General features: G+C 71.3%; 21 protein-coding genes. 13 read left to right on the top strand and 8 right to left on the bottom strand.

The window, feature by feature from the left end:
- The first annotated feature begins 90 nt into the window (after positions 1-90).
- The 3 genes from ABT245_RS18295 to ABT245_RS18285 all read left to right on the top strand — a co-directional run bounded on the left by ABT245_RS18295 (position 91) and on the right by ABT245_RS18285 (position 2735).
- The gene (locus ABT245_RS18295) at positions 91-309 is read left to right on the top strand and encodes a hypothetical protein (protein ID WP_351734708.1); all 219 of its coding nucleotides are present in this window, start codon (positions 91-93) and stop codon (positions 307-309) included.
- 237 nt (positions 310-546) lie between these two features.
- Entirely contained in the window at positions 547-1281 is a 735-nt protein-coding gene (locus tag ABT245_RS18290) for a response regulator transcription factor (protein ID WP_351734706.1), read from the top strand.
- Complete coding sequence (locus ABT245_RS18285) at positions 1278-2735, top strand: sensor histidine kinase (RefSeq protein WP_351734704.1); 1458 nt, start codon at positions 1278-1280, stop codon at positions 2733-2735. Before ABT245_RS18290 ends, ABT245_RS18285 begins: the two co-directional genes overlap by 4 nt.
- A 562-nt stretch (positions 2736-3297) precedes the next feature.
- On the opposite strand, the gene ABT245_RS18280 is transcribed toward ABT245_RS18285, so the two are convergent.
- On the bottom strand, positions 3298-5085 hold the full coding sequence (locus ABT245_RS18280; protein WP_351734702.1) for an ABC transporter ATP-binding protein: 1788 nt from the start codon (positions 5083-5085) through the stop codon (positions 3298-3300).
- Positions 5086-5613: 528 nt separating this feature from the next.
- Positions 5614-7437: a bifunctional metallophosphatase/5'-nucleotidase gene (locus tag ABT245_RS18275; protein WP_351734700.1), complete on the bottom strand. Its 1824-nt coding sequence runs from the start codon at positions 7435-7437 to the stop codon at positions 5614-5616.
- Between the two features lie 168 nt (positions 7438-7605).
- Between ABT245_RS18275 and mshD the strand changes: the two genes are divergently transcribed.
- The 7 genes from mshD (at position 7606) to ABT245_RS18240 (ending at position 15436) form a co-directional block, all read left to right on the top strand.
- Positions 7606-8532 (top strand): mycothiol synthase, encoded by a 927-nt coding sequence (gene mshD / locus ABT245_RS18270; RefSeq protein ID WP_351734698.1) that lies wholly within the window; start codon positions 7606-7608, stop codon positions 8530-8532.
- Positions 8533-8734: 202 nt separating this feature from the next.
- Positions 8735-9217: a GntR family transcriptional regulator gene (locus ABT245_RS18265; RefSeq protein ID WP_351734696.1), complete on the top strand. Its 483-nt coding sequence runs from the start codon at positions 8735-8737 to the stop codon at positions 9215-9217.
- Entirely contained in the window at positions 9214-10131 is a 918-nt protein-coding gene (locus ABT245_RS18260) for an ABC transporter ATP-binding protein (protein ID WP_351734694.1), read from the top strand. The genes ABT245_RS18265 and ABT245_RS18260 overlap by 4 nt, the downstream gene beginning before the upstream one ends.
- A complete protein-coding gene (locus tag ABT245_RS18255) occupies positions 10128-11159 on the top strand; it encodes an ABC-2 membrane transporter-related protein (RefSeq protein WP_351734692.1) in 1032 nt (343 codons plus the stop codon). Before ABT245_RS18260 ends, ABT245_RS18255 begins: the two co-directional genes overlap by 4 nt.
- A 267-nt stretch (positions 11160-11426) precedes the next feature.
- The gene (locus ABT245_RS18250; protein WP_502982144.1) at positions 11427-13814 is read left to right on the top strand and encodes an RNA degradosome polyphosphate kinase; all 2388 of its coding nucleotides are present in this window, start codon (positions 11427-11429) and stop codon (positions 13812-13814) included.
- Positions 13795-14859: a CHAD domain-containing protein gene (locus ABT245_RS18245; protein ID WP_351734688.1), complete on the top strand. Its 1065-nt coding sequence runs from the start codon at positions 13795-13797 to the stop codon at positions 14857-14859. Before ABT245_RS18250 ends, ABT245_RS18245 begins: the two co-directional genes overlap by 20 nt.
- A 142-nt stretch (positions 14860-15001) precedes the next feature.
- Positions 15002-15436, top strand: coding sequence for an NUDIX hydrolase (locus ABT245_RS18240; protein WP_351734686.1), 435 nt, complete (start codon positions 15002-15004; stop codon positions 15434-15436).
- 24 nt (positions 15437-15460) lie between these two features.
- Here the strand turns inward: ABT245_RS18240 and ABT245_RS18235 are convergent, their stop codons facing one another.
- Positions 15461-15631, bottom strand: a complete 171-nt coding sequence (locus tag ABT245_RS18235) for a hypothetical protein (protein WP_351734684.1) — start codon at positions 15629-15631, stop codon at positions 15461-15463.
- A gap of 78 nt (positions 15632-15709) precedes the next feature.
- Complete coding sequence (locus tag ABT245_RS18230) at positions 15710-16585, bottom strand: SCO4651 family lipoprotein (protein WP_351734682.1); 876 nt, start codon at positions 16583-16585, stop codon at positions 15710-15712.
- Between the two features lie 138 nt (positions 16586-16723).
- Here ABT245_RS18230 and ABT245_RS18225 point away from each other — a divergent pair, with 138 nt between their 5' ends.
- Complete coding sequence (locus tag ABT245_RS18225; RefSeq protein WP_351734904.1) at positions 16724-16897, top strand: hypothetical protein; 174 nt, start codon at positions 16724-16726, stop codon at positions 16895-16897.
- Positions 16898-17546: 649 nt separating this feature from the next.
- On the opposite strand, the gene ABT245_RS18220 is transcribed toward ABT245_RS18225, so the two are convergent.
- The gene (locus ABT245_RS18220) at positions 17547-17897 is read right to left on the bottom strand and encodes a metal-sensitive transcriptional regulator (RefSeq protein ID WP_351734680.1); all 351 of its coding nucleotides are present in this window, start codon (positions 17895-17897) and stop codon (positions 17547-17549) included.
- Between the two features lie 188 nt (positions 17898-18085).
- Between ABT245_RS18220 and ABT245_RS18215 the strand changes: the two genes are divergently transcribed.
- Together ABT245_RS18215 and ABT245_RS18210 are read left to right on the top strand one after the other, a co-directional pair.
- Entirely contained in the window at positions 18086-18706 is a 621-nt protein-coding gene (locus tag ABT245_RS18215) for a DUF47 domain-containing protein (RefSeq protein WP_351734678.1), read from the top strand.
- Positions 18707-18713: 7 nt separating this feature from the next.
- The gene (locus tag ABT245_RS18210) at positions 18714-19712 is read left to right on the top strand and encodes an inorganic phosphate transporter (RefSeq protein ID WP_351734676.1); all 999 of its coding nucleotides are present in this window, start codon (positions 18714-18716) and stop codon (positions 19710-19712) included.
- A 406-nt stretch (positions 19713-20118) separates the two neighbouring features.
- Here the strand turns inward: ABT245_RS18210 and pstB are convergent, their stop codons facing one another.
- The 3 genes from pstB to pstC form a co-directional block, all read right to left on the bottom strand.
- Positions 20119-20895 (bottom strand): phosphate ABC transporter ATP-binding protein PstB, encoded by a 777-nt coding sequence (gene pstB / locus ABT245_RS18205; RefSeq protein ID WP_351734674.1) that lies wholly within the window; start codon positions 20893-20895, stop codon positions 20119-20121.
- A 74-nt stretch (positions 20896-20969) separates the two neighbouring features.
- Complete coding sequence (pstA, locus tag ABT245_RS18200) at positions 20970-22031, bottom strand: phosphate ABC transporter permease PstA (RefSeq protein ID WP_351734672.1); 1062 nt, start codon at positions 22029-22031, stop codon at positions 20970-20972.
- Positions 22028-23038, bottom strand: coding sequence for a phosphate ABC transporter permease subunit PstC (gene pstC, locus ABT245_RS18195; RefSeq protein ID WP_351734670.1), 1011 nt, complete (start codon positions 23036-23038; stop codon positions 22028-22030). The genes pstA and pstC overlap by 4 nt, the downstream gene beginning before the upstream one ends.
- Positions 23039-23140 lie beyond the last annotated feature (102 nt).

The raw sequence follows: 23140 nt of genomic DNA, 5'->3' as shown, positions 1-23140 counted from the left end.
GGCGGGAGCGGACAGCGCAGCGCACACCCGAGAACACGACGGGCCCGGAGCACGAAGGGCTCGGCAGCACGAAGAGCTAGGGAGCACGTCATGATCAACACGATCGAGCAGGTTTCGCACCGGACGGCCGGGCTCGGCCCGGCCTGCACCACCCTGGCCCTTGAGGTGGCGTACGCACTCCACGCGCCCCGGCCGCCCGCCCGGGCCACGGAGGTCGCCACCCCCGAACTGATGGGGCTGCGCCTGCCCGCCGCCCACCCGCACCGCCACAAGGTCCCCCTGAAGCGCCTGACCGCCGTCCACGCCTGAGACCGGCCGAGCCCGTCCACACACCGGCCGAGCCCGTCCGGCTGAAACCGGACCGGCCGAGTCCGTCCCGAACCGGTACAGACCTCCAGCCGCGGACCGACCCCGGCGCCGGCGTCGGTCCGGTGTCGGCACCCGTGTCGCCACCGGCGGCTCGTGCTTACCCGTCCGGCCGGAAACATGCGAGGCTGAAGGGCGTCCCAGCCCCGCCCCCATCCCACTCCCGAGGAAAACCCGACGATGAGCTTTGCCGAAGGCGACCGTGACCCGCAGCGCATCCTGATCGTCGACGACGAGCCCGCCGTACGCGAAGCGCTCCAGCGCAGCCTGGCCTTCGAGGGGTACGACACCGAGGTCGCCGTCGACGGCGCCGAAGCGCTGGAGAAGGCGGCCGCGTACCGGCCCGACCTGGTCGTCCTGGACATCCAGATGCCCCGCATGGACGGCCTGACGGCCGCCCGCCGCATCCGCGGTGCGGGCGAGACCACACCGATCCTGATGCTCACGGCCCGCGACACCGTCGGCGACCGGGTCACCGGCCTGGACGCCGGGGCCGACGACTACCTGGTCAAGCCGTTCGAACTGGACGAGCTGTTCGCCCGGATCCGCGCACTGCTGCGGCGCAGCTCCTACGCCGCCTCGCTGGCCGGCGCCGACCCGGACGAGGAGGCCCTCACCTTCGGCGACCTGCGTATGAACCTCGCGACCCGCGAGGTCACGCGCGGCGCCCGGCAGGTGGAGCTGACCCGCACCGAGTTCACGCTGCTGGAGATGTTCATGGCCCATCCGCGCCAGGTGCTCACCCGTGAGCAGATCCTGAAGGCGGTCTGGGGCTTCGACTTCGAGCCGTCGTCGAACTCGCTGGACGTGTACGTCATGTATCTGCGCCGCAAGACCGAGGCGGGCGGCGAGCCGCGGCTCGTCCACACGGTCCGCGGCGTGGGGTACGTGCTGCGCCAGGGCGGCGCCGAGTGAAACGGCTGGTCCGCCGGTTCCGGGCCCTGCCGATCCGCTCGCGTCTGTCGCTGCTGGTGGCGTCCGCGGTGGCGTTCGCGGTGGCGGCGGTCTCGGTGACCTGCTGGTTCATCGTGCAGGGGAAACTGTACGAGCAGATCGACAAGGATCTGATGAAGTCCGTGTCGTCCATGCTCAGGGGCCATCCCCAGGATCTCGACAACATCCGGACCGCGCTCACCAACTGCACGCAGACCCCGCAGACCGCCGTCAACGGCTTCGGGAACACCTACTCTCAGGTGGTCACCTCGGACGGAACCCTCTGTCTCTTCCCTAGTTCGGTCGGTCGGGTCAAGGTCGCCCAGACCGACAAGGACGTCATCAAGTCGGACAGCGACAAAGGTGTCTTCCACAACAGCAACGACACGGACGGCAACCGGGTGCGCGTGCTGACCATGCCCGTCACCATCAGCAGCCCGGTCTCCCAGAGCAATGCGGCCCTCATGGCCGCTGTCCCCCTCAAGGGCACCGAGACCACGCTCAAGGACCTGGCCCTGGTGCTGCTGCTGGTCTCCGGGATAGGGGTCGTCGGGGCCGGCGCCGCCGGTCTCGCCGTGGCCCGGGCCGGGCTGCGCCCGGTCGACAAGCTCACCGAGGCGGTGGAACACGTCGCCCGCACCGAGGACCTGACCATCCGCATCCCGGTGGTGGAGGACAGGGAGGACGAGATCGCCCGTCTGTCCCGGTCGTTCAACTCGATGACGTCCGCGCTGGCCAGCTCCCGCGAGCTGCAGCAGCAGCTGATCGCGGACGCCGGTCATGAACTGCGGACGCCGCTCACCTCGCTGCGGACGAACGTGGAACTGCTCACCCGCAGCGAGGAGACCGGCCGCCCGCTGCCGCCGGCCGACCGCAAGGCGCTGCTGGCGTCGGTGAAGGCGCAGATGACGGAGCTGGCGTCGCTGATCGGTGACCTCCAGGAGCTGTCCCGTTCGGAGGGCCAGCGCGGCGAACGGGTCCAGGTGATCGCGTTCCACGACACCGTGGAGACGGCGCTGCGCCGTGCCCGGCTGCGCGGCCCCGAGCTGACGATCACGGCCGACCTGACGCCGTGGTACGTACGCGCCGAACCGTCCGCGCTGGAGCGGGCGGTCGTCAACGTCCTCGACAACGCGGTGAAGTTCAGTCCCGACGGCGGCACGGTGGACGTGGCCCTGGACAAGGGCGTCCTCACCGTCCGGGACCACGGCCCCGGCATCGCCGGCGATGAACTCCCGCATGTCTTCAACCGGTTCTGGCGTTCCCCGAGCGCGCGGGCGCTGCCGGGTTCGGGCCTTGGCCTGTCGATCGTGGCCCGCACGGTCCAGGAGTCGGGCGGCGAGGTGTCCCTGGCCCCCGCGGCAGGCGGCGGCACGGTGGCCACGGTCCGCCTGCCCGGCGCCCCGACCGCCCCACCGGACCTGCCGACCCCCTGACGAACCGCCAGTGGTACGGGGCTTCCAGCAGCAGACCGGGACACACCGGACGAGAACGCCATAGACACACAACGCACACGCGAGAGCCACAGCCCGCCCACACCCCGCCCCACGCCCCACCACCGAAGCACCAGCATTCCGCCCGGCCGAGTCGCCACCACGGCAGCCACGATCCGCCCACCCCACACCCCAACCGCCCCACCGGACCTGCCGCCCCCCTGACGAACCGCCAGTGGTACGGGGCTTCCAGCAGCAGACCGGGACACACCGGACGAGAACGCCATAGGCACGCGACGCACACGCGAGAGCCACGGCCCGTCCACACCCCGCCCCACGCCCCACCACCGAAGCACCAGCATTCCGCCCGGCCGAGTCGCCACCACGGCAGCCACGATCCGCCCGCCCCACCGGACCCGACGCCAACCCCCTGACGAACCGCCGGTGGTGCAGGCTTCCAGCAGGAGACCGCGGCGGGCAGGTCGGGCATGCGCGTCATCGGCCCCGCGGCGGGCCGCGGCTCAGCCATGACATGCGCGGCCCGGGTCACAGCCCGCGCCGCGGCCTACCACCGGAGGGTCAGTGTGTCGTCCCGCTGGGGTGGCGGGGGCAGGGGGATCGTCCCCGGCAGGGGTGCGGCCAGTCGGGCGTAGGCGCCGCCGTGGGCGAGCAGTTCGGTGTGGGTGCCCGCCTCCACCAGCCGGCCGCGGTCCACGACCAGGATGCGGTCGGCGTCCGGGGCCAGCGTCAGGTCATGGGTGATCACGATCGTGGTCCGGCCGGCCATCAACCGCCGCAGGGGCCGCACCACCTGACGGGCGGCCACCGCGTCCAGGCCGGCCGTCGGCTCGTCCAGCACGAGGACCGGGGCGGCCCGGAGCATCGAGCGGGCGATGGCCAGGCGCTGTAGCTGGCCGCCGGACAGGGCGGCCGTGCCGGGGGCGATACGGGTGTCGTAGCCGTCGGGCAGTGCCGCGACGAAGTCGTGCGCCGCCGCGCCGCGGGCCGCCCGCTCGATCTCCGCGTCGCTCGCGCCGGGCCGGCCGCACGCGATGTTCTCGCGGACGGTGCCGTTGAGGATCAGCGTCTGCTGCGGCAGCAGGGCGATGTTCTCGCGCAGGAAGTCGAGGGGTACGTCGGTCAGCGGCACGCCGTCCAGGCGGATCGTGCCGGTCGAGGGGTCGTAGAAGCGGGTCAGCAGCGCGGTCAGGGTCGACTTGCCCGCACCGCTCTCACCGGTGACGACGACCAGCTCTCCGGGGCCCGCGCCGAACGTCACGTCCCGCAGGGCGGTGCGGGGCGCGTCCGGGTAGCGGAAGGAGACGCCCTCGAAGTCGACCCGGCCGCGCACCGGCCAGGCGGGGACCGGCCGGACCGGGTCGGTGACGGCGGGTTCGGCGTCCAGGATCTCGCCGATGCGTTCGGCGCCGGCCATGGCCTCGGTGACGGTGAGGCCGAGCCGGCCGAGGGCGCGCACGGGCGGGTAGAGGTAGCCGAGGAAGGCGGCGAAGGCCAGCAGCTGGCCAAGCGTCATACGCCCGGCGGAGATCTCCCACACCCCGAGCCCGATCACCGTGAGCACGCACAGCGTCTCGACCACCTCGACGAACTGCTCGTACAGCTCGCTCAGCCGCGCGCCGCGCACGCCGGCCCGCTGCCAGGCGCGGGCCTCGGTATCGAGCCGTGCCTCCTCGTCGCGGCGGCGGTTGTAGGCCTGGGTGAGCACGATGTTGCCCAGCGCCTCGGTCACCACCGAGGTGATCGCGCCGTCGGCGACCCGCTCGTCCCGGGACGCCTTCTTGACGCGGCCGGCGAAGCGGCGGGCGGCGAGCAGGAACAGGGGGGCGAGCAGGAACGTGGCCAGCGCCAGGTCCCAGCGCAGCCAGAACGCGGCGGCGGCGTAGAAGACGGCGGAGAAGGCGGCGCCGATCGAGCCGACCACACCGGAGACGACGAGTTGCTCGATGGCCTCGACATCACCGGTGAGCCGCTCGGCCAGGTCGCCCTGGCGGTGCCGCTGGAAGAAGTGCGGGGGCAGGCGCTGCACATGCCCGAAGGCGTGCGCGCGCAGCCGCCGTACGAACCGCTCGGCGGTCCAGACGGCGAGCGAGTTGCCGAGGTAGCCGACCAGCGCGCCGAGGGCGGCGACGGCCAGCCAGGCGGCGGCCGGGCCCCAGAAGGCGGACAGCGAACCGGCCTGCAGGGCATGGTCGGTGAGGTCGGCGAAGAGCAGGATGGCGGCGGTCTCGGTGAGCGCGGAGACCACCACGCAGGCCACGATCAGCGCCAGTCGGCTGCGGTCGCCGCGGGTCAGCGGCCAGAAGCGGCAGAACGCCCGGCGGGCTTCCCTCATGGTCAACTCCCTTATGGATCTGGGGATACGGCGCCCGGGAGGCGGGTGCGGACACGGCCGAGGCGGGGTCATCGGTGCGAGCGTGCTCGACCCGATGACCCCGCCTCGTGGCGGGCTGCGCCTTTCCCTACTTCCCAGGAATTCCCTGTGTTTTACTCAGGTGAATTCTTGGTCAGCGCTCGCCGCCGACCGGACGCCGCCGCGGAGCGTGCTTCTTCGGCGCCGGCTTCTTCGCGACCGGGGCGGGCTTACGGGTCTTCTTGATCGGGGCGACCTTGTGGAAGCTCATGTCTTCTCCTTGTTTCGTATGTCGTCCGCGCCTTTCGCTTTCGACATGGAAAACATTACGGGAGTCGAGCGCCTAAGAATGCCAATTCCGGTGAGACCTGGGTTAATTGAGCCTGAGATGAATTTTCAGCCGCAATGGGGAACTATTCGACGGCTCACACAGGTTTTATGGAACGGAAAGGGCCCGGTACGTACGGGAGTACGTACCGGGCCCGGGCCGGGAAGCGGCCGCTGTGCGGATCACCGCACGAGGGTGATCCGGTCCGCCGCGGGGGGAGTGATCGGGCTGCCGGCCGACGAGTTGGCCGTCAGATAGTTCGCCAGGGCGGTCAGGTCGTCCGCGCCCACCAGCGGGTTGGTGCCCTGGCCGAGCGTGGGGAAGCCGTCGCCGCCGCCCGCGAGGAAGGCGTTGACGGCGACCCGGTAGGTGGCGGCCGGGTCGATCGCGGCGCCGTTCAGCCGGATCGAGTCGGTCACCACGCGGTCCGCGCCGGACTTCGTCAGGTCCAGCGTGTAGGTCAGCCCGGCCGACGGCTGGAGGATCTTCGGCGCGGCCGCGTTGGCGCCGCTCACCTGCTCCTTCAGCACCTGGATCAGCTGCGCGCCGGTGAGGTCCTGGAGGTTCACCAGGTTGGCGAACGGCTGGACGGTGAAGCCCTCGGCGTAGGTGACGACGCCGTCGCCCTCGGCGCCCGAGGCCGTGTATGTCAGGCCGGCCCGCACGCCGCCCGGGTTCATCAGCGCCAGGGAGGTCTTCGGGTCCAGCTCCCGGCCGTGGGCGAGCTGCGCGTCCGCGATCAGGTCGCCCATCGGGGACTCGGTACCGGTGTTGGCCACGTCGCCGGAGATATAGCCGATCGGGCGGTTGCCGATGGGCGCGGTCAGCGCGTTCCACTTGGAGATCAGCTGCGTCATGTCCGCCGCCTTGGGCACGGTGCGGGTGACCACGCGGTTCGCCGACTTCACCGCCGTACGGGCGATGTCACCGGTCACCCGGTCGTAGGTCAGCGTGGTGTCCGTGTAGAGGCGGCCGAAGGAGGCGGCCGAGGTGACCATGCGCGGCTTGCCCGACGGGTCGTCGACGGTGCAGACGTACGCGTTGTGGGTGTGGCCCGTCACCAGCGCGTCGACCGCCGGGGTGACGTTCTTCGCGATGTCCACGATCGGGCCGGAGATGCCGGCGCCGGCGCCCGAGGAGTCACAGTCGTAGTTGTAGCTCGACGAGGCCGGGAAGCCGCCCTCGTGGACCAGGGCCACGATCGACTGGACGCCCTGGCGTTGCAGCGCCTTGGCGTACTTGTTGATCGTCTCGACCTCGTCCTTGAACTTGAGGCCCTTGACGCCCTCGGCGGAGACGATGCCCGGGGTGTTCTCCAGGGTGACGCCGATGAAGCCGACCTTGACGTCCTTCTTCTTCCAGACCCAGTACGGCTTCAGGATCGGCTTGTCCGTCTTCTCGTTCAGCACGTTGGCCGCGAGGTACGGGAAGTCGGCGCCGGTGAACTTCTTCTGCTTGTCGTAGCAGCCGTCCGTCGGGTGGCAGCCGCCGTTCTGCAGCCGCGCCAGTTCCTTGGCGCCCTCGTCGAACTCGTGGTTGCCCACGGTGGTGACGTCCAGGTCCAGGCCGTTGAGCGCCTCGATGGTCGGCTCGTCGTGGAACAGGCCGGAGATCAGCGGAGAGGCGCCGACCATGTCACCGCCGGCCGCCGTGATGGAGTACGGGTGGCCGGCGCGGGCCTTACGGAGGTGGGTCGCCAGATACTCGACGCCGCCCGCGTCGACCGTCTTCGTGCTGCCGTCCGGCTGTAGCTCGCTGACCCGGCCGGAGGAGCCGGACGGCGGCTCCAGGTTGCCGTGCAGGTCGTTGAAGGAGAGGAGCTGGACGTCCTGGTAGCGGCCCGGACGACCGTGACCGCCGGGGCCGCCGTGGTCGCCCCGGTCGTTGTGCGCCTGCGCGGGCAGCGCGGCGGCCAGGGCCGCGACGGTGGCGAGACCGGCGGCGGTCGCGAGAAGCGTGTGCGTACGGCGTCTGCCGCGGTGACGCGGACGGGCTGGCGTCGGCATGTGCCCCCCTGTGGGCTGATGATGACGAGTGAGTCCGATGGCGCAGCCTAGATTCAACGCGCGTAGCGCGACAGGGGGTTCATGGTTACGTCCTGGTTTCCCTTTGCCGACTTCTTTACGTTTGCCCTTGTCCCCACTTTGCCGCGGGCTCCCCGTACCCTCGTACGCATGACCAGCGACGACGCCGCACCGCCCTTCCCCTCCCGCTCCATCGTGACCCGCTCGGCGCTCGCCCCGGACCAGGCCGAGCGCGTCCTGGAACTGCTCGCAGCGGCCGCCGCCACCGACGGGCAGCAGGCGGTGTCCGAGCAGGGCCGGCTGCAACTGCGCGGGGGCGCACGCGAGGGCGTCTCCCATCTGCTGCTCAGCGTCGGCGACGAACTCGTCGGCTATGCCCAACTGGAGGACACCGACCCGGTGGAGGCGCCGGCCGCCGAACTGGTCGTGCACCCCTCGCACCGGGGGCACGGGCACGGCCGGGCGCTCGGCTCGGCGCTGCTCGCCGCGTCCGGGAAGCGGCTGCGGGTGTGGGCGCACGGCGGGCATGCCGCCGCCCGCCACCTCGCCCAGGTCCTTGGGATGTCCCTGTTCCGTGAACTGCGCCAGATGCGGCGGCCGTTGACCGGACTCCGGCTGACCGAGCCGCGGCTGCCGGAAGGCGTCACGGTCCGCACGTTCGTGCCGGGGCGGGACGACGCGGCCTGGCTCGCCGTCAACGCGGCGGCCTTCGCGCACCATCCCGAGCAGGGCTCACTGACCCAGCGCGACCTGGACGACCGCAAGGCCGAGCCCTGGTTCGACCCGGCCGGCTTCTTCCTCGCCGAGCGGGCGGGGCAGTTGGTCGGCTTCCACTGGACCAAGGTGCACGCGGAGGAGCAGTTGGGCGAGGTGTATGTGCTCGGCGTGGCACCCGGCGCCCAGGGCGGCGGCCTCGGCAAGGCCCTGACGACCATCGGCCTGCGCCACCTGGCCGGGCAGGGCCTGCCGACGGCGATGCTGTACGTCGACGCCGACAACACGGCGGCCGTGTCGGTGTACGAACGGCTGGGCTTCGTGACACACGAGACCGACCTCATGTACCGCACGGAGACATGAGGACACGGACGTACGACGACAGCGGAACTGATGGGTGAGGCGAGCGTGAGCCAAGGCCCGGCCCCACGGCCGGGCCTTGGCGCGTCATGCCCCGGCGGTGAGCAGCGCCGCGCGCCGCGACCTGGGTGAGCTGGGGGTTTGACTTTGCGGGGGCCTTGCACCACCCTTTCACTACTCAATTAGTGAAAGGGTGGTTGTCCCCGTGGTCGAGTACCACATCGAACGGCACAGCGGCGTGGCCACCTATGTGCAGATCGTCCAGCAGACCAAACAGGCGATCCGGCTGGGCCTGCTGCGGCCCGGTGACCAGCTGCCGACGGCCCGCGAGGTCGTGGAGGCCACCGCCATCAACCCCAACACGGTCCTCAAGGCCTACCGGGAGCTGGAACGCGAGGGACTGGTCGAGGCACGGCGCGGGCTCGGCACCTTCGTGCGCCGCACGCTGGGCTCCGGCCCGGCCGAGTCACCCCTGCGCGCCGAGCTGGAGGCGTGGGCGGCCCGGGCCCGGGAGGCCGGGCTCGACCGGGACGACATCGCCGCTCTCTTCACCGCCGTACTCGAAAAGCAGGCCGAGCGGGACGCCGGGCAGCACGCCGACAGGTACGCCGAGCCGCACGCCGACAAGCACGCCGAGCGGAACGCCGACAAGCACGCCGAGCCGCACTTCCAGGGAGAACAGTCATGACGACCCATACCGGAGCGGCCATGGAGGCGGTCGCGCTCGGCAAGCGCTTCGGCCGGCGAGGAGGGTGGGCGCTGCGCGACTGCGCGTTCCGGCTGCCCGCGGGACGCGTCTGCGCCGTCGTCGGACCCAATGGCGCGGGCAAGTCCACGCTCCTGGCCCTGGCCGCCGGGCTGCTCGTCCCCACCGAGGGCGGCCTCCACGTCCTCGGCACGGACCCGGCACGGGCCCGCGCCCGGGTCGGCTTCGTCGCCCAGGGCAAGCCGCTGCACCCGCAGCTCACCATCGCCGAGACGCTGCGCATGGGCGCCGACCTCAACCCCGGTCGCTGGGACGGGGCCACCGCCGAGCGGGTGGTGACCGCGGGCGGCCTCGACCCGGACGCCCGGGTGCGGTCGCTGTCCGGCGGGCAGCACACCCGGGTCGCCCTCGCCCTGGCCCTCGGCAAGCGGGCCGAACTGCTGCTCCTGGACGAGCCGATGGCCGACCTCGACCCGCTGGCCCGGCACGATCTGACGGGCGTGCTGATGGGGCAGTCCGCGCAGCACGGCACCACCATCGTGATGTCCTCGCACGTGGTCGCCGAACTGGAGGACTCCTGCGACCATCTGCTGCTGCTCGGCGGCGGCCGGGTCCGGCTGGCCGGGGACATCGACGAACTGCTGGCCGCCCACACCCGGGTGAGCGCGCCCGCCGGTTCCGCCGATCTGAGCGGGCACACCGTCGTGGAGTCCCGTACCACCGGCCGCCAGCTGAACGCCCTGATCCGCGGGGCCGCCCCGCTGCCCGCCGACTGGCGCACCGGACCGCCGACGCTGGAGGAACTGCTCCTCGCGCATCTGCGCAACCCCGAGGCCCCCGCCCTGACCACCACCGCCCCGGCACAGACCGAGCAGACCGAGGAGACCGCCGCGTGAGCGCACTCACCGCACCGGCCGCCACCAGCGCCGACCCCGTCCACGGCGGCCCCCGGCTGACCCGCTGGCTGCTGCGCCTGCACCGGCCCGCGCTCATCGTCTGGACCGTGCTGGTGCTGCTCGGCTCCGCCCTGCTGCTGTGGCTCGCCGGACCGCTCACCGACGCGGCGGCGGAGGGCTGGCGGCAGTACAACGCCTGCGGCATGACCCCGCGGTGCACCTACGACCAGGACGCGATCCTCCTCCACAAGTCCCTGTACAACTACCTCACGGCCGCCGTGGTCGGGCTGCCGTTCCTGGTGGCCGCCTGGGCGGGCGCCGCGCTCACCGGCCGGGAACTGGAGTCCGGCACCGCGCAGCTCGCCTGGACCCAGGGCGTCACCCCCACCCGCTGGCTGGCCCTCCGCCTGGCCGTGCCGGCGGTCGCGATCACCGTGGGCACAAGCCTGCTGGTCGTCCTGCACCGCAGGGCATGGTCGGCCGCCCAGGGCCGCATCGACACCGGCAAGCCGTGGCACGACGTGTGGACCTTCCACGCCAACGGCCCGACCACCGTCGCCCTCGCCCTGGCCGGACTCGCCGCCGGCGTCCTCGCGGGCCTGCTGCGGCGCCGCACCCTGCCCGCACTGCTGCTCGGCCTCGCGCTGGCCGCCGGCGTATGGGGCGCGGCCCAGCAGCTGATGCCGCACCTGTGGCCGGCCGTCACCGAGGTGACCAGCCTCGACAAGGGCTATGGACACCTCTACTCCGGGATCCAGGTCGACTACGGCCTGGTCACCGCGGGCGGCGGGCACATCCCCGAGCCCCAGTGCCACACGGCCGTGTCCGGTGGCTGCGACAAGGCGTTCGAGAAGCTCGGCGCGGTCGGCTACTACAGCACGTACCACCCCGCCTCCCACTACTGGCCGCTCCAGCTGACCACCGGCGCGCTCGTACTGGCCGTGGCCGGACTGTGCACGGCCGCGGCGTTCTGGCTGCTGCGCCGCCGCACCGCGACGCCCCGGACCGCCCAGCGGGCCACCGCGTGAGCGGCCCCGACGCCACGGCCTGAACCGCGCCCCCTGACGGCCCGGCGCGCCGCCCGTCCTGTGCATCCCCCGCCACGAGGGGAGACCCACGGCACCGGCGGCGCGCGTGCGTCGCCGGTGCCGCCCGTACGACACCTCCGTACGCCCCGCCGACTTCGCCGTCGTACGGGCCTGCGGTCTGCGCGGACGCCGGGGAGCCGCCCTGCGCTATCCCGCACGTCATGTCTCCGTAACCGTCGATTCAGACGGGCTTGCGACGCTCAGCCAATGAAGACCGCCGCGCCAGAGCCTTCGCCGCCCCCCGAGGGGTCCGGTGGGAACGGGACCGTGAGACTGCCTCCCGCACGTTCCGACGCGCCCTTCTCCCTGGTCGCGCGGAACAATGGGTACATGAGCCAGAACACCCAGGCAGAGGCCCAGCCGTCTCCCACCACCGCCCTCGGTGGTGGCCATGCGAACGCGCAGCCCTCCGTGGGCTCCATAGCCGCGCACCGCCCGCACACCGTGGCGGCGGCGGTCTCCGACCTGGAACCCGACCTCGACGCCGACCTCGACGGGTACGAGGAGTCGCAGACCGACGGCGTCCCGCTGCCGCAGGGCCGGTTCCTCGACCGGGAGCGCAGCTGGCTCGCGTTCAACGAGCGGGTCCTCGAACTCGCCGAGGACCCGAACACACCCCTGCTGGAGCGGGCGAACTTCCTGGCGATCTTCGCCAGCAATCTGGACGAGTTCTTCATGGTCCGGGTGGCCGGTCTGAAGCGCCGTATCGCGGCGGGCGTCGCCACCCGGTCCGCCTCCGGCCTCCAGCCCCGTGAGGTGCTGGAGATGATCTGGGCCCGCTCCCGCGAGCTGATGGCCCGGCACGCCGCCTGCTATCACGAGGACGTCGCCCCCGCCCTCGCGGAGGAGGGCATCCACCTGGTCCGCTGGAGCGAACTGGCCGAGAAGGAGCAGGCCCGCCTGTTCACCCTGTTCCGGCACCAGATCTTCCCGGTCCTGACCCCCCTGGCGGTCGACCCGGCGCACCCCTTCCCCTATATCTCCGGCCTGTCCCTGAACCTGGCCGTGGTGGTGCGCAACCCGGTCAGCGGCCACAAGCACTTCGCCCGGGTGAAGGTGCCGCCGCTGCTCTCCCGCTTCCTGGAGGCCGCCCCCGGCCGCTACGTCCCCCTCGAGGACGTCATCGCCGCCCACCTCGAAGAGCTGTTCCCGGGCATGGAGGTGCTGGAGCACCACGCCTTCCGGGTGACCCGCAACGAGGACCTGGAGGTCGAGGAGGACGACGCCGAGAACCTGCTCCAGGCCCTGGAGAAGGAACTCATGCGGCGCCGCTTCGGGCCGCCGGTGCGCCTGGAGGTCGAGGAGTCCATCGACCGTGAGGTGCTCGACCTGCTGGTGCGCGAGCTGAAGATCAGCGAGGCCGAGGTGTATCCGCTGCCCGGCCCCCTGGACCTCACCGGCCTGTTCCGCATCCACCGCCTCGACCGGCCCGAGCTGAAGTACCCGAAGTTCGTCGCCGGCACCCACCGTGACCTCGCCGAGGTCGAATCGGCCTCCGAGCCGGACATCTTCGCCGCCCTGCGCAGCCGGGACGTGCTGCTGCACCATCCGTACGACTCGTTCTCGACGTCGGTGCAGGCCTTCCTCCAGCAGGCGGCCGACGACCCCGACGTCCTCGCCATCAAGCAGACCCTGTACCGGACCTCGGGCGACTCCCCGATAGTCGACGCGCTCATCGACGCCGCCGAGTCCGGCAAGCAGGTACTCGTCCTGGTCGAGATCAAGGCACGCTTCGACGAGCACGCCAACATCAAGTGGGCGCGCAAGCTGGAGGAGGCCGGCTGCCATGTCGTGTACGGCCTGGTCGGCCTGAAGACGCACTGCAAGCTGTCCCTGGTGGTGCGCCAGGAAGGCGAGACGCTGCGCCGCTACAGCCATGTCGGCACCGGCAACTACCACCCGAAGACGGCCCGGCTCTACGAGGACCTGGGCCTGCTGACGGCGGACCCGCAGGTCGGCGCCGACCTGTCCGACCTGTTCAACCGGCTCTCCGGATACTCCCGCCGCGAGACCTACCGCCGGCTGCTGGTCGCGCCCAAGTCCCTGCGGGACGGGCTGATCTCACGCATCGACAAGGAGGCCCGGCACCACCGTGCGGGCCGCCCCGCCCTCATCCGCATCAAGGTCAACTCCATGGTGGACGAGGCGATCATCGACTCCCTCTACCGCGCGTCCCAGGCGGGCGTGCCGGTGGACGTCTGGGTACGCGGGATCTCCGCGCTCCGGCCGGGTGTCCCGGGCCTTTCGGACAACATCCGGGTCCGCTCCGTCCTCGGTCGCTTCCTGGAGCACTCCCGGGTGTTCGTCTTCGGCAACGGCGGCGAGCCCGAAGTGTGGATCGGCAGCGCCGACATGATGCACCGCAACCTCGACCGCCGGATCGAGGCACTGGTCAGGGTCATAGACCCGGCCCACCGGGCGGCCATCAACAGGCTGCTCGACACCGGCATGTCCGACACCACCTCCTCCTGGCACCTGGGCCCCGACGGCGAGTGGACCCGGCACGCCACCGACGCGGACGGACAGCCCCTGCGCAACATCCAGGAGATGCTCATAGACGCCCGGAGGCGCCGGCGTGGCACAGCAACACCTTGAACCGACGGACCCCACCGCCGGGTTGGCGACAGGAGACGCCCTCGCGGTGTATCTGCGCGCCCAGGCCACGGAGTTCCTGCGCGCGCTGCGGCTGCACCGCGAGACCGGTACGTCCGCCGGCCCGGAGGAGTCCGTCGACGCGGCGCGCGCCCTGCGCCGCTCGGCCCGCCGCATCAGCGGCAGCCTGCACACCTTCCGCCCGCTCCTTGACGCCGACTGGTCGGAGGAGATGCGCCCCGAACTGGCCTGGCTGTCGGGCACGCTGGGGATGGAGCACGCCTACGAGGCGCGCCTGGAGCGGCTGTTGATCGCGCTGCACCGGCTGTCCGGCTCGACGTCGTTCCCGGCGCAGTCGGTGACCGCCGGTGCCGGTCCGGCGGCCCCCGCTTCCGGTCCGGCCGCCCAGGAGCGGGGCAATCTCACCGTGGGCGCGGCCAAGGCGGGCGCCCTGCTCGAACGCCAGCTCACCCTGGCCCGGACCCGGGCCCACTCCACGGCCCTCCAGGCCCTCGGCTCCTCCCGCTTCCACGCGGTCGCCGACAAGGTGGCCGTTCTGGCCAGCGAGGTTCCGCTCACCCCGGCCGCGGTCAGCACCGACCTGCGTCCGGCCGCCGCGGCGGCGGAGGAGCGGCTGATGGACGCCATCGCCGCGCTGCCCCTGGTCACCGCCGGGCACCCGTACAACGCGGAGGCGTTGGTCCACGGACTGTCCCCGGAGCCCGCCCCGCACCCGCAGGACGGCCCCTGGCACCAGGTGCGCCTGCTGCTGCGGCTGCACCGCTACGCCCGTGAGGTGCTGTGCGGCGGCGGGCTCGGCACGCCCCCGGCCGAGCTGCGGCTGCTCACGGCAGGCCGGGCCCTTGACCGGCACCGGGACGCCGCGGAGGCGGCAGGAGCGGCGGCGCAGGCGGCCCGCACCCCGCGCATCGCGCCCGCGACGGCGTACGCGCTCGGCGTGCTCCACGCCGACCAGCGGCACGAGGTGGAGGCCGCCCGGTTCGAGTTCCAGCAGTCCTGGCAGAAACAGACGGTCAGCGCGCCCTGAACCGCCGCCGGCGGGCCCGGAACGCCCTGGACCGGCCCCGAAGCCGAATCCGGCTCCGGCCCCCGATCGGACCTATGACCCCGAATCCGACCTATGACCCCGAATCCGAAGGAGCCTCACGGACCAGGAGGGTGACCCACCGGTGACCAGCACGAATGACACCACCGTCCAGGCGGCCGGCTGCGTCCTGTGGCGCCGCTCCCCCGTCGACGGCCAGGTGGAGATCTGCCTCGTCCACCGGCCGAAGTACGACGACTGGTCCCACCCGAAGGGCAAGCTGAAACCCGGCGAGGAGGCACTGGCCGGCGCCCTGCGGGAGGTGTTGGAGGAGACCGGCTACGCCGCCGCCCCCGGTGCGGAACTGCCCACCCTGCGCTATCCGGCCAACGGCCGCCCGAAACAGGTGCGTTACTGGGCGGCCGAGGCCGCCGCGGGCCGCTTCGCGCCCAACCACGAGGTGGACCGCATCCTGTGGCTCTCCCCCGCCGCGGCCCGCACCCGTCTCACCCAGCCACGCGACCGGGATCTCGTCGACGCCCTGGTCCGCCGGTTCGAACACCCGCGCCCGACAAGCTGACACCCTCGGGCGAGCCCTTCCGGGTCAGCCCGTGGGGGTCCTGCCTTCCTCGGCCACTCTCAGGATCTCGTCGATGCTCTCCAGGCTGAGCCGGTCCTCGTCGGCCGCCGACGCCGCGATGATCAGCTCGCAGCACAGTTCGATCTCGGCGAGGGCCACGTGGTCCTGAACCGCCGTACCGCCGCCCGGAGCCACGCTGCATCACCTCGTCCCTGCCGTCACCGACTTCCTAGGGTAGGCAGTGGTCTACACATCGCGCATGGCACGGACGGGCTATTCCCCGGGGTGGTCCGCCGGCTGCTCCGCCGACTGGTCCTCCGCGATCCGGCCCGCGTAGATGTCCTTCGGGCGCGGCAGCTTCACATGCACGTCGGTGCCGAAGTCGTACAACAGCGTCGTCGAGGCGACCGCGACGGGCGTCTTCTGCTGGCCGTTGACGAAGCTGAACCGCTGCCTGAGCTTGCGGATGCGGCCCTGGTCGTCGAGGTAGACGTCGAAGGGGACCTCGGCCGTCGCGAACCCCTTGGCCGCCGCCGCGAGGGCCGCCCGGTTGCCCGCCGAGGCCGCGCGGGCCGCCACGGCGAGGTCGGCGGTGCCCCGGTAGTGCCGCACCGCGGTGCCGCCCACCTCGGTCCGGCCCATATACGTCGCCGTCCGCGTGCCGCGCAGCAGCTCCGCGGCGGCGTACGGGTCGGTCGCGCCGCCCGTCACCAGGTTGCCGTCGGAGAGGGTCGCCGTGTCGACCCGGACCCACTTGTCGGCGGGCACCCCGGCACCCCGGTTCTTCATGTAGAGGGCGCCCGGCGCGAGGAGTTCGGTGATCGGCCGGTGCTCGGTGGCCCCTGTCGGGTCCTGCGGCAGCACGACCGTGAGCTGCCCGAGCTGCCTGCGGTAGTCGTAGACGCCCTTGCCGCGGATGGTGACCCGGGTGCCGCCGGTCGCCATCTCCATCGACGTGCCCGCCCGGGAGCTGCCCGCGGCACGCAGGTCGTCGGCGGCGCGGTGCAGGGTGGTGACCGGATCGGCCGGGCCGCGCGCGTCGGCGGCGGCGCCGCTGCCGGCGCAGCCCGTGGCACACGCGCCCGGGCCCACCAGCATGACCACGGCGACGACCGTGCCGCCCGCCTTCCTGTGCTGCCGCCGATCCATCGCCTGCCTACCCCCGGTACGTCCGTCACGGGCCCCCTGTCGTTCCGGTTAACGACGGGTAGGGGGTGCCGTCACGCGCGCCGGCGGCCGGCGGGCCCCCAGGGTCCCGTCGCCCGCGGGCTCGGTAACGTTGTCGAAGTGGCGCAGCAGGACGGGCCGGAGCGGGCCCGCGAGGAACAGCAACACCGCACGATGACCGATGAGCAGGGGAACTTCTGCGTGGCCCGCTGCACCTGCGGCTGGCGCGGCCCGGCCCGCCGGGCCAGAAGCCAGGCCCGCGCAGACGCAACGGCCCACTGGACGCCCCCCTGACCTCCCCACCCCCGTCCACCCCGGCCCACCGGGCAGGGGCACGGCCGCGGCAGCGGCGTGACCGAGCGACCGGCAGCAACCGGGCAGGTGCGCGGGCGATCGACGTCAGCCGACCCCGGCTGGCCAAGCGATCGGCGGCAGCCGGGCGGGGGCGTCCGACCGGCAGCAGCCGGGCCGGGCCGGCCGAGCGGCCGACGCCAACGGGGCAGAGGCACGCGACCAGCCCCAGCCGGGCAAGGGTGGCCGAGCGATCGGCAGCAGCCGGGCGGGGGCGTCCGACCGGCAGCAGCCGGGCCGGGCCGGCCGAGCGGCCGACGCCAACTGGGCAGAGGCACGCGACCAGCCCCAGCCGGGCAAGGGTGGCCGGGCGATCGGCGGCAGCCGGGCGGAGGGCGTCCGACCGGCCAACGCCAGCCCACAGAAGCGCCGCCGACCGGTACCCAGCCCGGCAGAAGCGCCGCCGACCGAACGGCAGCCTGGCAAAGGACGCGACCAGCCCCAGCCCCAGCCCGGCAGAGGCGCTGCCGATCGGTGCCGGCCGGGCCGGGGTGGTCGAGCGAGCGGCGGCCGGCCGGGGGCTCGTCGGCCGGCCGGGGCGGGATGGGTGGTCGGGGTCTCGGGACCGGCCGTGGTGCAGAGGGGCGGTGGGTCAGGTTCGAAGTAGGCGGCCGATTGCCTTTGTTGCTTCCTCCACCTTCGCGTCGATCTCGCTGCCGCCCTTGACGGCCGCGTCGGCGACACAGTGCCGCAGGTGCTCCTCCAGCAGTTGCAGCGCGAAGGACTGCAGGGCCTTCGTGGAGGCCGACACCTGCGTGAGTATGTCGATGCAGTAGACGTCCTCGTCGACCATCCGCTGCAGCCCGCGGATCTGCCCCTCGATGCGGCGCAGCCGCTTGAGGTGCTCGTCCTTCTGCTTGTGGTACCCGTGCGTCACATTTTCGCCGGTGCCCCCGCGCGGGCTCTCGGAGGGCGCCGTCGCGCCGGCCTCTGTGGTCGTCATCGCGTCCTCCAGACACATACCCCTGCCGGGTATATCGTAACGAACTTTGCTGGGTATAGGGCCCTTGGTACGCCCCCGTGCTGATCATTTCGTCTGATGGGCGACACTGGGGGACGGCCCCTTAGCCGTGGCCGGATGATGCGCTTAGCATCAGCCTGACCGAAACCAATGCAGACCGAGGACCCCAAGTGCGCTTTCGTCTGACCCCCAGGGAGACGAGCTTCTACGACATGTTCGCCGCATCCGCGGACAACATCGTCACCGGCTCGAAACTCCTGATGGAACTGCTCGGGGCGGACGCACCCGCCCGGGCCGAGATCGCAGAGCGTATGAGGGCCGCCGAACACGCAGGTGACGACGCCACGCATGCGATCTTCCACCAGTTGAACTCCTCGTTCATCACGCCCTTCGACCGCGAGGACATCTACTCCCTCGCATCGTCCCTCGACGACATCATGGACTTCATGGAGGAGGCCGTCGACCTGGTCGTCCTCTACAACGTCGAAGAGCTGCCGAAGGGCGTCGAGCAGCAGATCGAGGTACTGGCCCGGGCGGCGGAGCTGACGGCGGAGGCGATGCCGAGCCTGCGCACCATGGACAACCTCACCGAATACTGGATCGAGGTGAACCGCCTGGAGAACCAGGCGGACCAGATCCACAGAAAGCTCCTCGCGCACCTCTTCAACGGCAAGTACGACGCGATCGAGGTCCTGAAACTCAAGCAGATCGTGGACGTGCTGGAAGAGGCGGCGGACGCGTTCGAGCATGTGGCGAACACGGTGGAGACCATCGCCGTCAAGGAGTCCTGAGGCGTCGATGGACACCTTCGCCCTGGTCGTGACCATCGCGGTCGCGCTTTTTTTCACGTATACGAACGGATTCCACGACTCAGCGAACGCGATCGCCACCTCGGTGTCGACGCGGGCGCTGACCCCGCGGGCCGCGCTGGCGATGGCGGCCGTGATGAACCTCGCCGGTGCCTTCCTGGGCAGCGGGGTCGCCAAGACCGTCAGCGAGGGCCTGATCGAGACGCCCGAGGGTTCGCAGGGGATGGGCATCCTGTGCGCGGGGCTGCTCGGGGCCATCGTCTGGAACCTGGTCACCTGGTACTTCGGCCTGCCCTCCTCGTCCTCGCACGCCCTGTTCGGCGGACTGGTGGGGGCGGCGCTGGCGGGCGGCACCACGGTGTTCTGGAGCGGCGTGGTCGACAAGATCATCATTCCGATGTTCGTGTCGCCGGTGGTCGGACTGATCGTCGGCTATCTGGTGATGACGGCCATCATGTGGATCTTCCGGCGGACCAACCCGCACAAGGCCAAGCGGGGCTTTCGCATAGCCCAGACCGTCTCGGCGGCCGGCATGGCGCTCGGACACGGCCTCCAGGACGCCCAGAAGACCATGGGCGTCGTGGTGATGGCACTGGTGATTTCCGGCCATGAGACCTACGGCGACCCGATCCCGGTATGGGTCAAGATCGTGTGTGCCGTGATGCTGTCGCTCGGCACCTACGCGGGCGGCTGGCGCATCATGCGCACCCTCGGCCGCAAGATCATCGAGTTGGATCCGCCGCAGGGCTTCGCGGCCGAGACCACCGGCGCGGCCATCATGTTCACCACGGCGTTCCTGTTCAAGGCGCCGATCTCCACGACCCACGTGATCACCTCGGCCATCATGGGCGTCGGCGCGACCAAGCGGGTCAACGCGGTCCGCTGGGGCGTGGCGAAGAACATCGTCCTCGGCTGGTTCATCACGATGCCGGCGGCCGCCCTGGTCGCGGCGGCGGTGTTCGGCGTACTGGACCTGGCGTTCCTGTAGCCACCGGGGAGGAACAGCACCACACATGGGATCACTCAGCACCGGCCGCTTAGCCGAGGACACCGGCCGACACGGGCCACCCGGGGCCGGCGCCCCGGAAACGACGAGCGGGCCCGCCCCCGGGAGCCAGGGGCGGGCCCTTCTCGTCCCCGCGGTGGCACCGCCATGCAGCACCGCGAGGGGTTCTTGCAGCGTCGGCCCTAGGGCGTGTTTCGAAAGTCCCGTCTGGCCCGCGACGCCTGGCACGGCACTCCCCCAGCCTTCGGCCGGGAGGTGCCCCCACGCCGCGTTGTCGGGATCGCCCGCGTACGCCCAGTACGCGGACGACCCTCCGCCTTGCGATGCACCGCACCAGACACCGCGGGCCCCGCCCTCCGGGCGGACAACGCTACTTTCGAAACACGCCCTAGCCGAAGCGCCCGGAGATGTAGTCCTCCGTGGCCTGCACCGACGGGTTGGAGAAGATGCGCTCGGTGTCGTCGATCTCGATCAGCTTGCCGGGCTGCCCGACCGCCGCGAGGTTGAAGAACGCCGTACGGTCGGAGACGCGGGCCGCCTGCTGCATGTTGTGCGTCACGATGACGATCGTGAAGCGGTCCTTCAGCTCGCCGATCAGGTCCTCGATCGCGAGGGTCGAGATCGGGTCGAGGGCCGAGCAGGGCTCGTCCATGAGCAGCACCTTGGGCTCCACCGCGATGGCGCGGGCGATGCACAGCCGCTGCTGCTGACCGCCGGAGAGACCGGAACCGGGCTTGTTCAGGCGGTCCTTCACCTCGTTCCAGAGGTTCGCGCCGCGGAGCGACTTCTCGACGACGTCCTCCAGCTCGCTCTTCTTGTACGAGCCGTTCAGCCGCAGGCCCGCCGCGACGTTCTCGAACACGGACATCGTGGGGAACGGGTTCGGACGCTGGAAGACCATGCCGATCTCGCGCCGCACGGCCACCGGGTCGACCCCGGCGCCGTACAGGTTCTCTTCGTCGAGCATGACCTTGCCCTCGACCCGGCCGCCGGCCGTCACCTCGTGCATCCGGTTGAGGGTGCGCAGGAAGGTGGACTTGCCGCAGCCGGACGGGCCGATGAAGGCCGTGACGGTACGGGGCTCGATGGTCATCGAGATGTCCTCGATGGCCCGGAAAGAGCCGTAATAGGCGCTCAGGCCGCTGACGTCAATTCGCTTGGCCATGGAAATCACTGCTTCTTTCGAGGGGGAATCTGGTCGCTGTACGGCCCCAGCCGGCGGAGCCGGAAATAGTCGCCTCAGCGACCGGACTTCGGGGCCTTCCAGCGGGCGATGCCGCGGGCCACGAGGTTGAGGATCATCACGAAGGCGATCAGCGTGAGCGAGGCCGCCCAGGCCCGGTCGTACGCCGCGTTCGCACCGGCGCTCTGCGCGTACTGCTGGTAGATGTACAGCGGCAGCGACTGCTGCGCACCCTCGAACGGGTTGTTGTTGATGTACCGGTTGCCGAACACCAGCAGCAGCACGGGCGCGGTCTCACCGGCGATACGGGCGATCGCCAGCATGACGCCGGTCGTGATGCCGCCGATCGAGGTCGGCAGGACCACCTTCAGGATGGTGCGCCACTTCGGGACGCCGAGCGCGAGGGACGCCTCGCGCAGCTCGTTCGGGACGAGCTTGAGCATCTCCTCCGTGGAGCGCACGACCACCGGCACCATCAGGATGGCCAGGGCCAGCGAGCCGGCGAAGCCGAACGGCTCCATCTCGAAGATCAGCATGAGGCTGAGGATGAACAGACCCGCGACGATCGACGGGACACCGGTCATCACGTCCACGAAGAAGGTGACGGCCCGGGCGAGCTTGCCGCGGCCGTACTCGACGAGGTAGACCGCGGTGAGGATGCCGATCGGCGCGGCGATGATCGTGGCGAGGCCGACCTGCTCCAGGCTGCCGATGATGGCGTGGTAGACGCCGCCGCCCGGCTGGGCGTCGGCGACGATGCCCATCGAGTGGGTCAGGAAGTAGATGTCGAGGACCTTCACGCCGCGCGAGACGGTCGTCCACACCAGGGAGACCAGCGGTATGAGGGCGAGCAGGAAGGCGACCCAGACCAGGCCGGTCGCGATGCGGTCCTTGGCCTGGCGGCGGCCCTCGACGCGGGCGGCGATGCCGTAGGTGGCGACGAGGAAGACCAGCCCGGACAGCAGGCCCCACTGGATCTTGCTGTCGAAGCCGGCGGCCAGGCAGATGCCGATGGCCACGGCCACCGAGCCGGCGGCGATCGCCCACGGCGACCACTTCGGCAGGCTGGCGCCGCGCAGGGCGCTGGGGCGCTTGTCGGCGATGGCGGCGTTGCTCATGCGTTGGCCCCCGAGTACTCCGCACGGCGCGCGATGATCATGCGGGCCGCGCCGTTGACCAGCAGGGTGATGACGAACAGGACCAGACCGGAGGCGATCAGCGCGTCACGGCCGAATTCGTCCGCCTCGCCGAACTTGCTGGCGATGTTCTGGGCGAAGGTGCCGCCGCCCGTGTTGAGCAGGCTGGCGTGGATGAGGAAGTCCGGGGAGAGCACGGTCGCGACGGCCATCGTCTCGCCGAGCGCGCGGCCGAGGCCGAGCATCGAGGCGGAGATCACACCGGAGCGGCCGAAGGGCAGGACGGCCATCCGGACGACCTCCCAGCGCGTGGCGCCGAGGGCCAGGGCGGCCTCCTCGTGCATCTGCGGGACCTGACGGAAGACCTCGCGGCTCACATTGGTGATGACCGGCAGGATCATGATCGCGAGCAGGATGCCGACGGTGAGCATCGAGCGCGGGGCGCCCTCGTCCCAGGAGAAGATCCCGGTCCAGCCGAGGTAGTCGTTCAGCCAGCCGAACAGGCCGTTCAGGTGCGGTACGAGGATCAGCGCGCCCCACAGGCCGTAGACGATGGAGGGCACAGCGGCGAGCAGGTCGATCACATAGGCGATCGGGCCGCTGAGCCGGCGCGGGGCGTAGTGGGTGAGGAACAGTGCGATGGCGACCGCGATCGGCACCGCGATGACCATGGCGATGATCGAGGAGATCACCGTGCCGTAGGCGAGGACGGCGATGCCGAAGGAGGGCGGCTGGATCCCGGTGTTCCACTCGAAGGTGGTCAGGAAGTTGCCGTGGTCCTTGCTGATGGCGAGGGCCGCCCGATAGGTGAGGAAGACCGCGATCGCGGCCATGATCACCAGCAGCAGGATGCCCGACCCACGGGAGAGGCCGAGGAAGATCCGGTCTCCGGGCCGGGTGGCGCCACGGGCGGCGCGCTTCCGCTCGACTTCGGTCGGCTGTGGGGTGGGGGGAGGGGCGTCTGTTGTGTTGTGTGTGGTTATGTCCATCTGGTTCTCCGGTCTGCGGAGCCGCATGGGAGGTACGGCTCTGCGAAGCCGTACGCCTCGCACGGCTCATGGCGGCGGTGCACCGGACGGTGCGGTCCGGCC

The organism is Streptomyces sp. NPDC001508 (assembly GCF_040298665.1).
Classification (GTDB): Bacteria; Actinomycetota; Actinomycetes; order Streptomycetales; family Streptomycetaceae; genus Streptomyces.
This window is presented reverse-complemented; position numbering and strand designations above follow the sequence as displayed.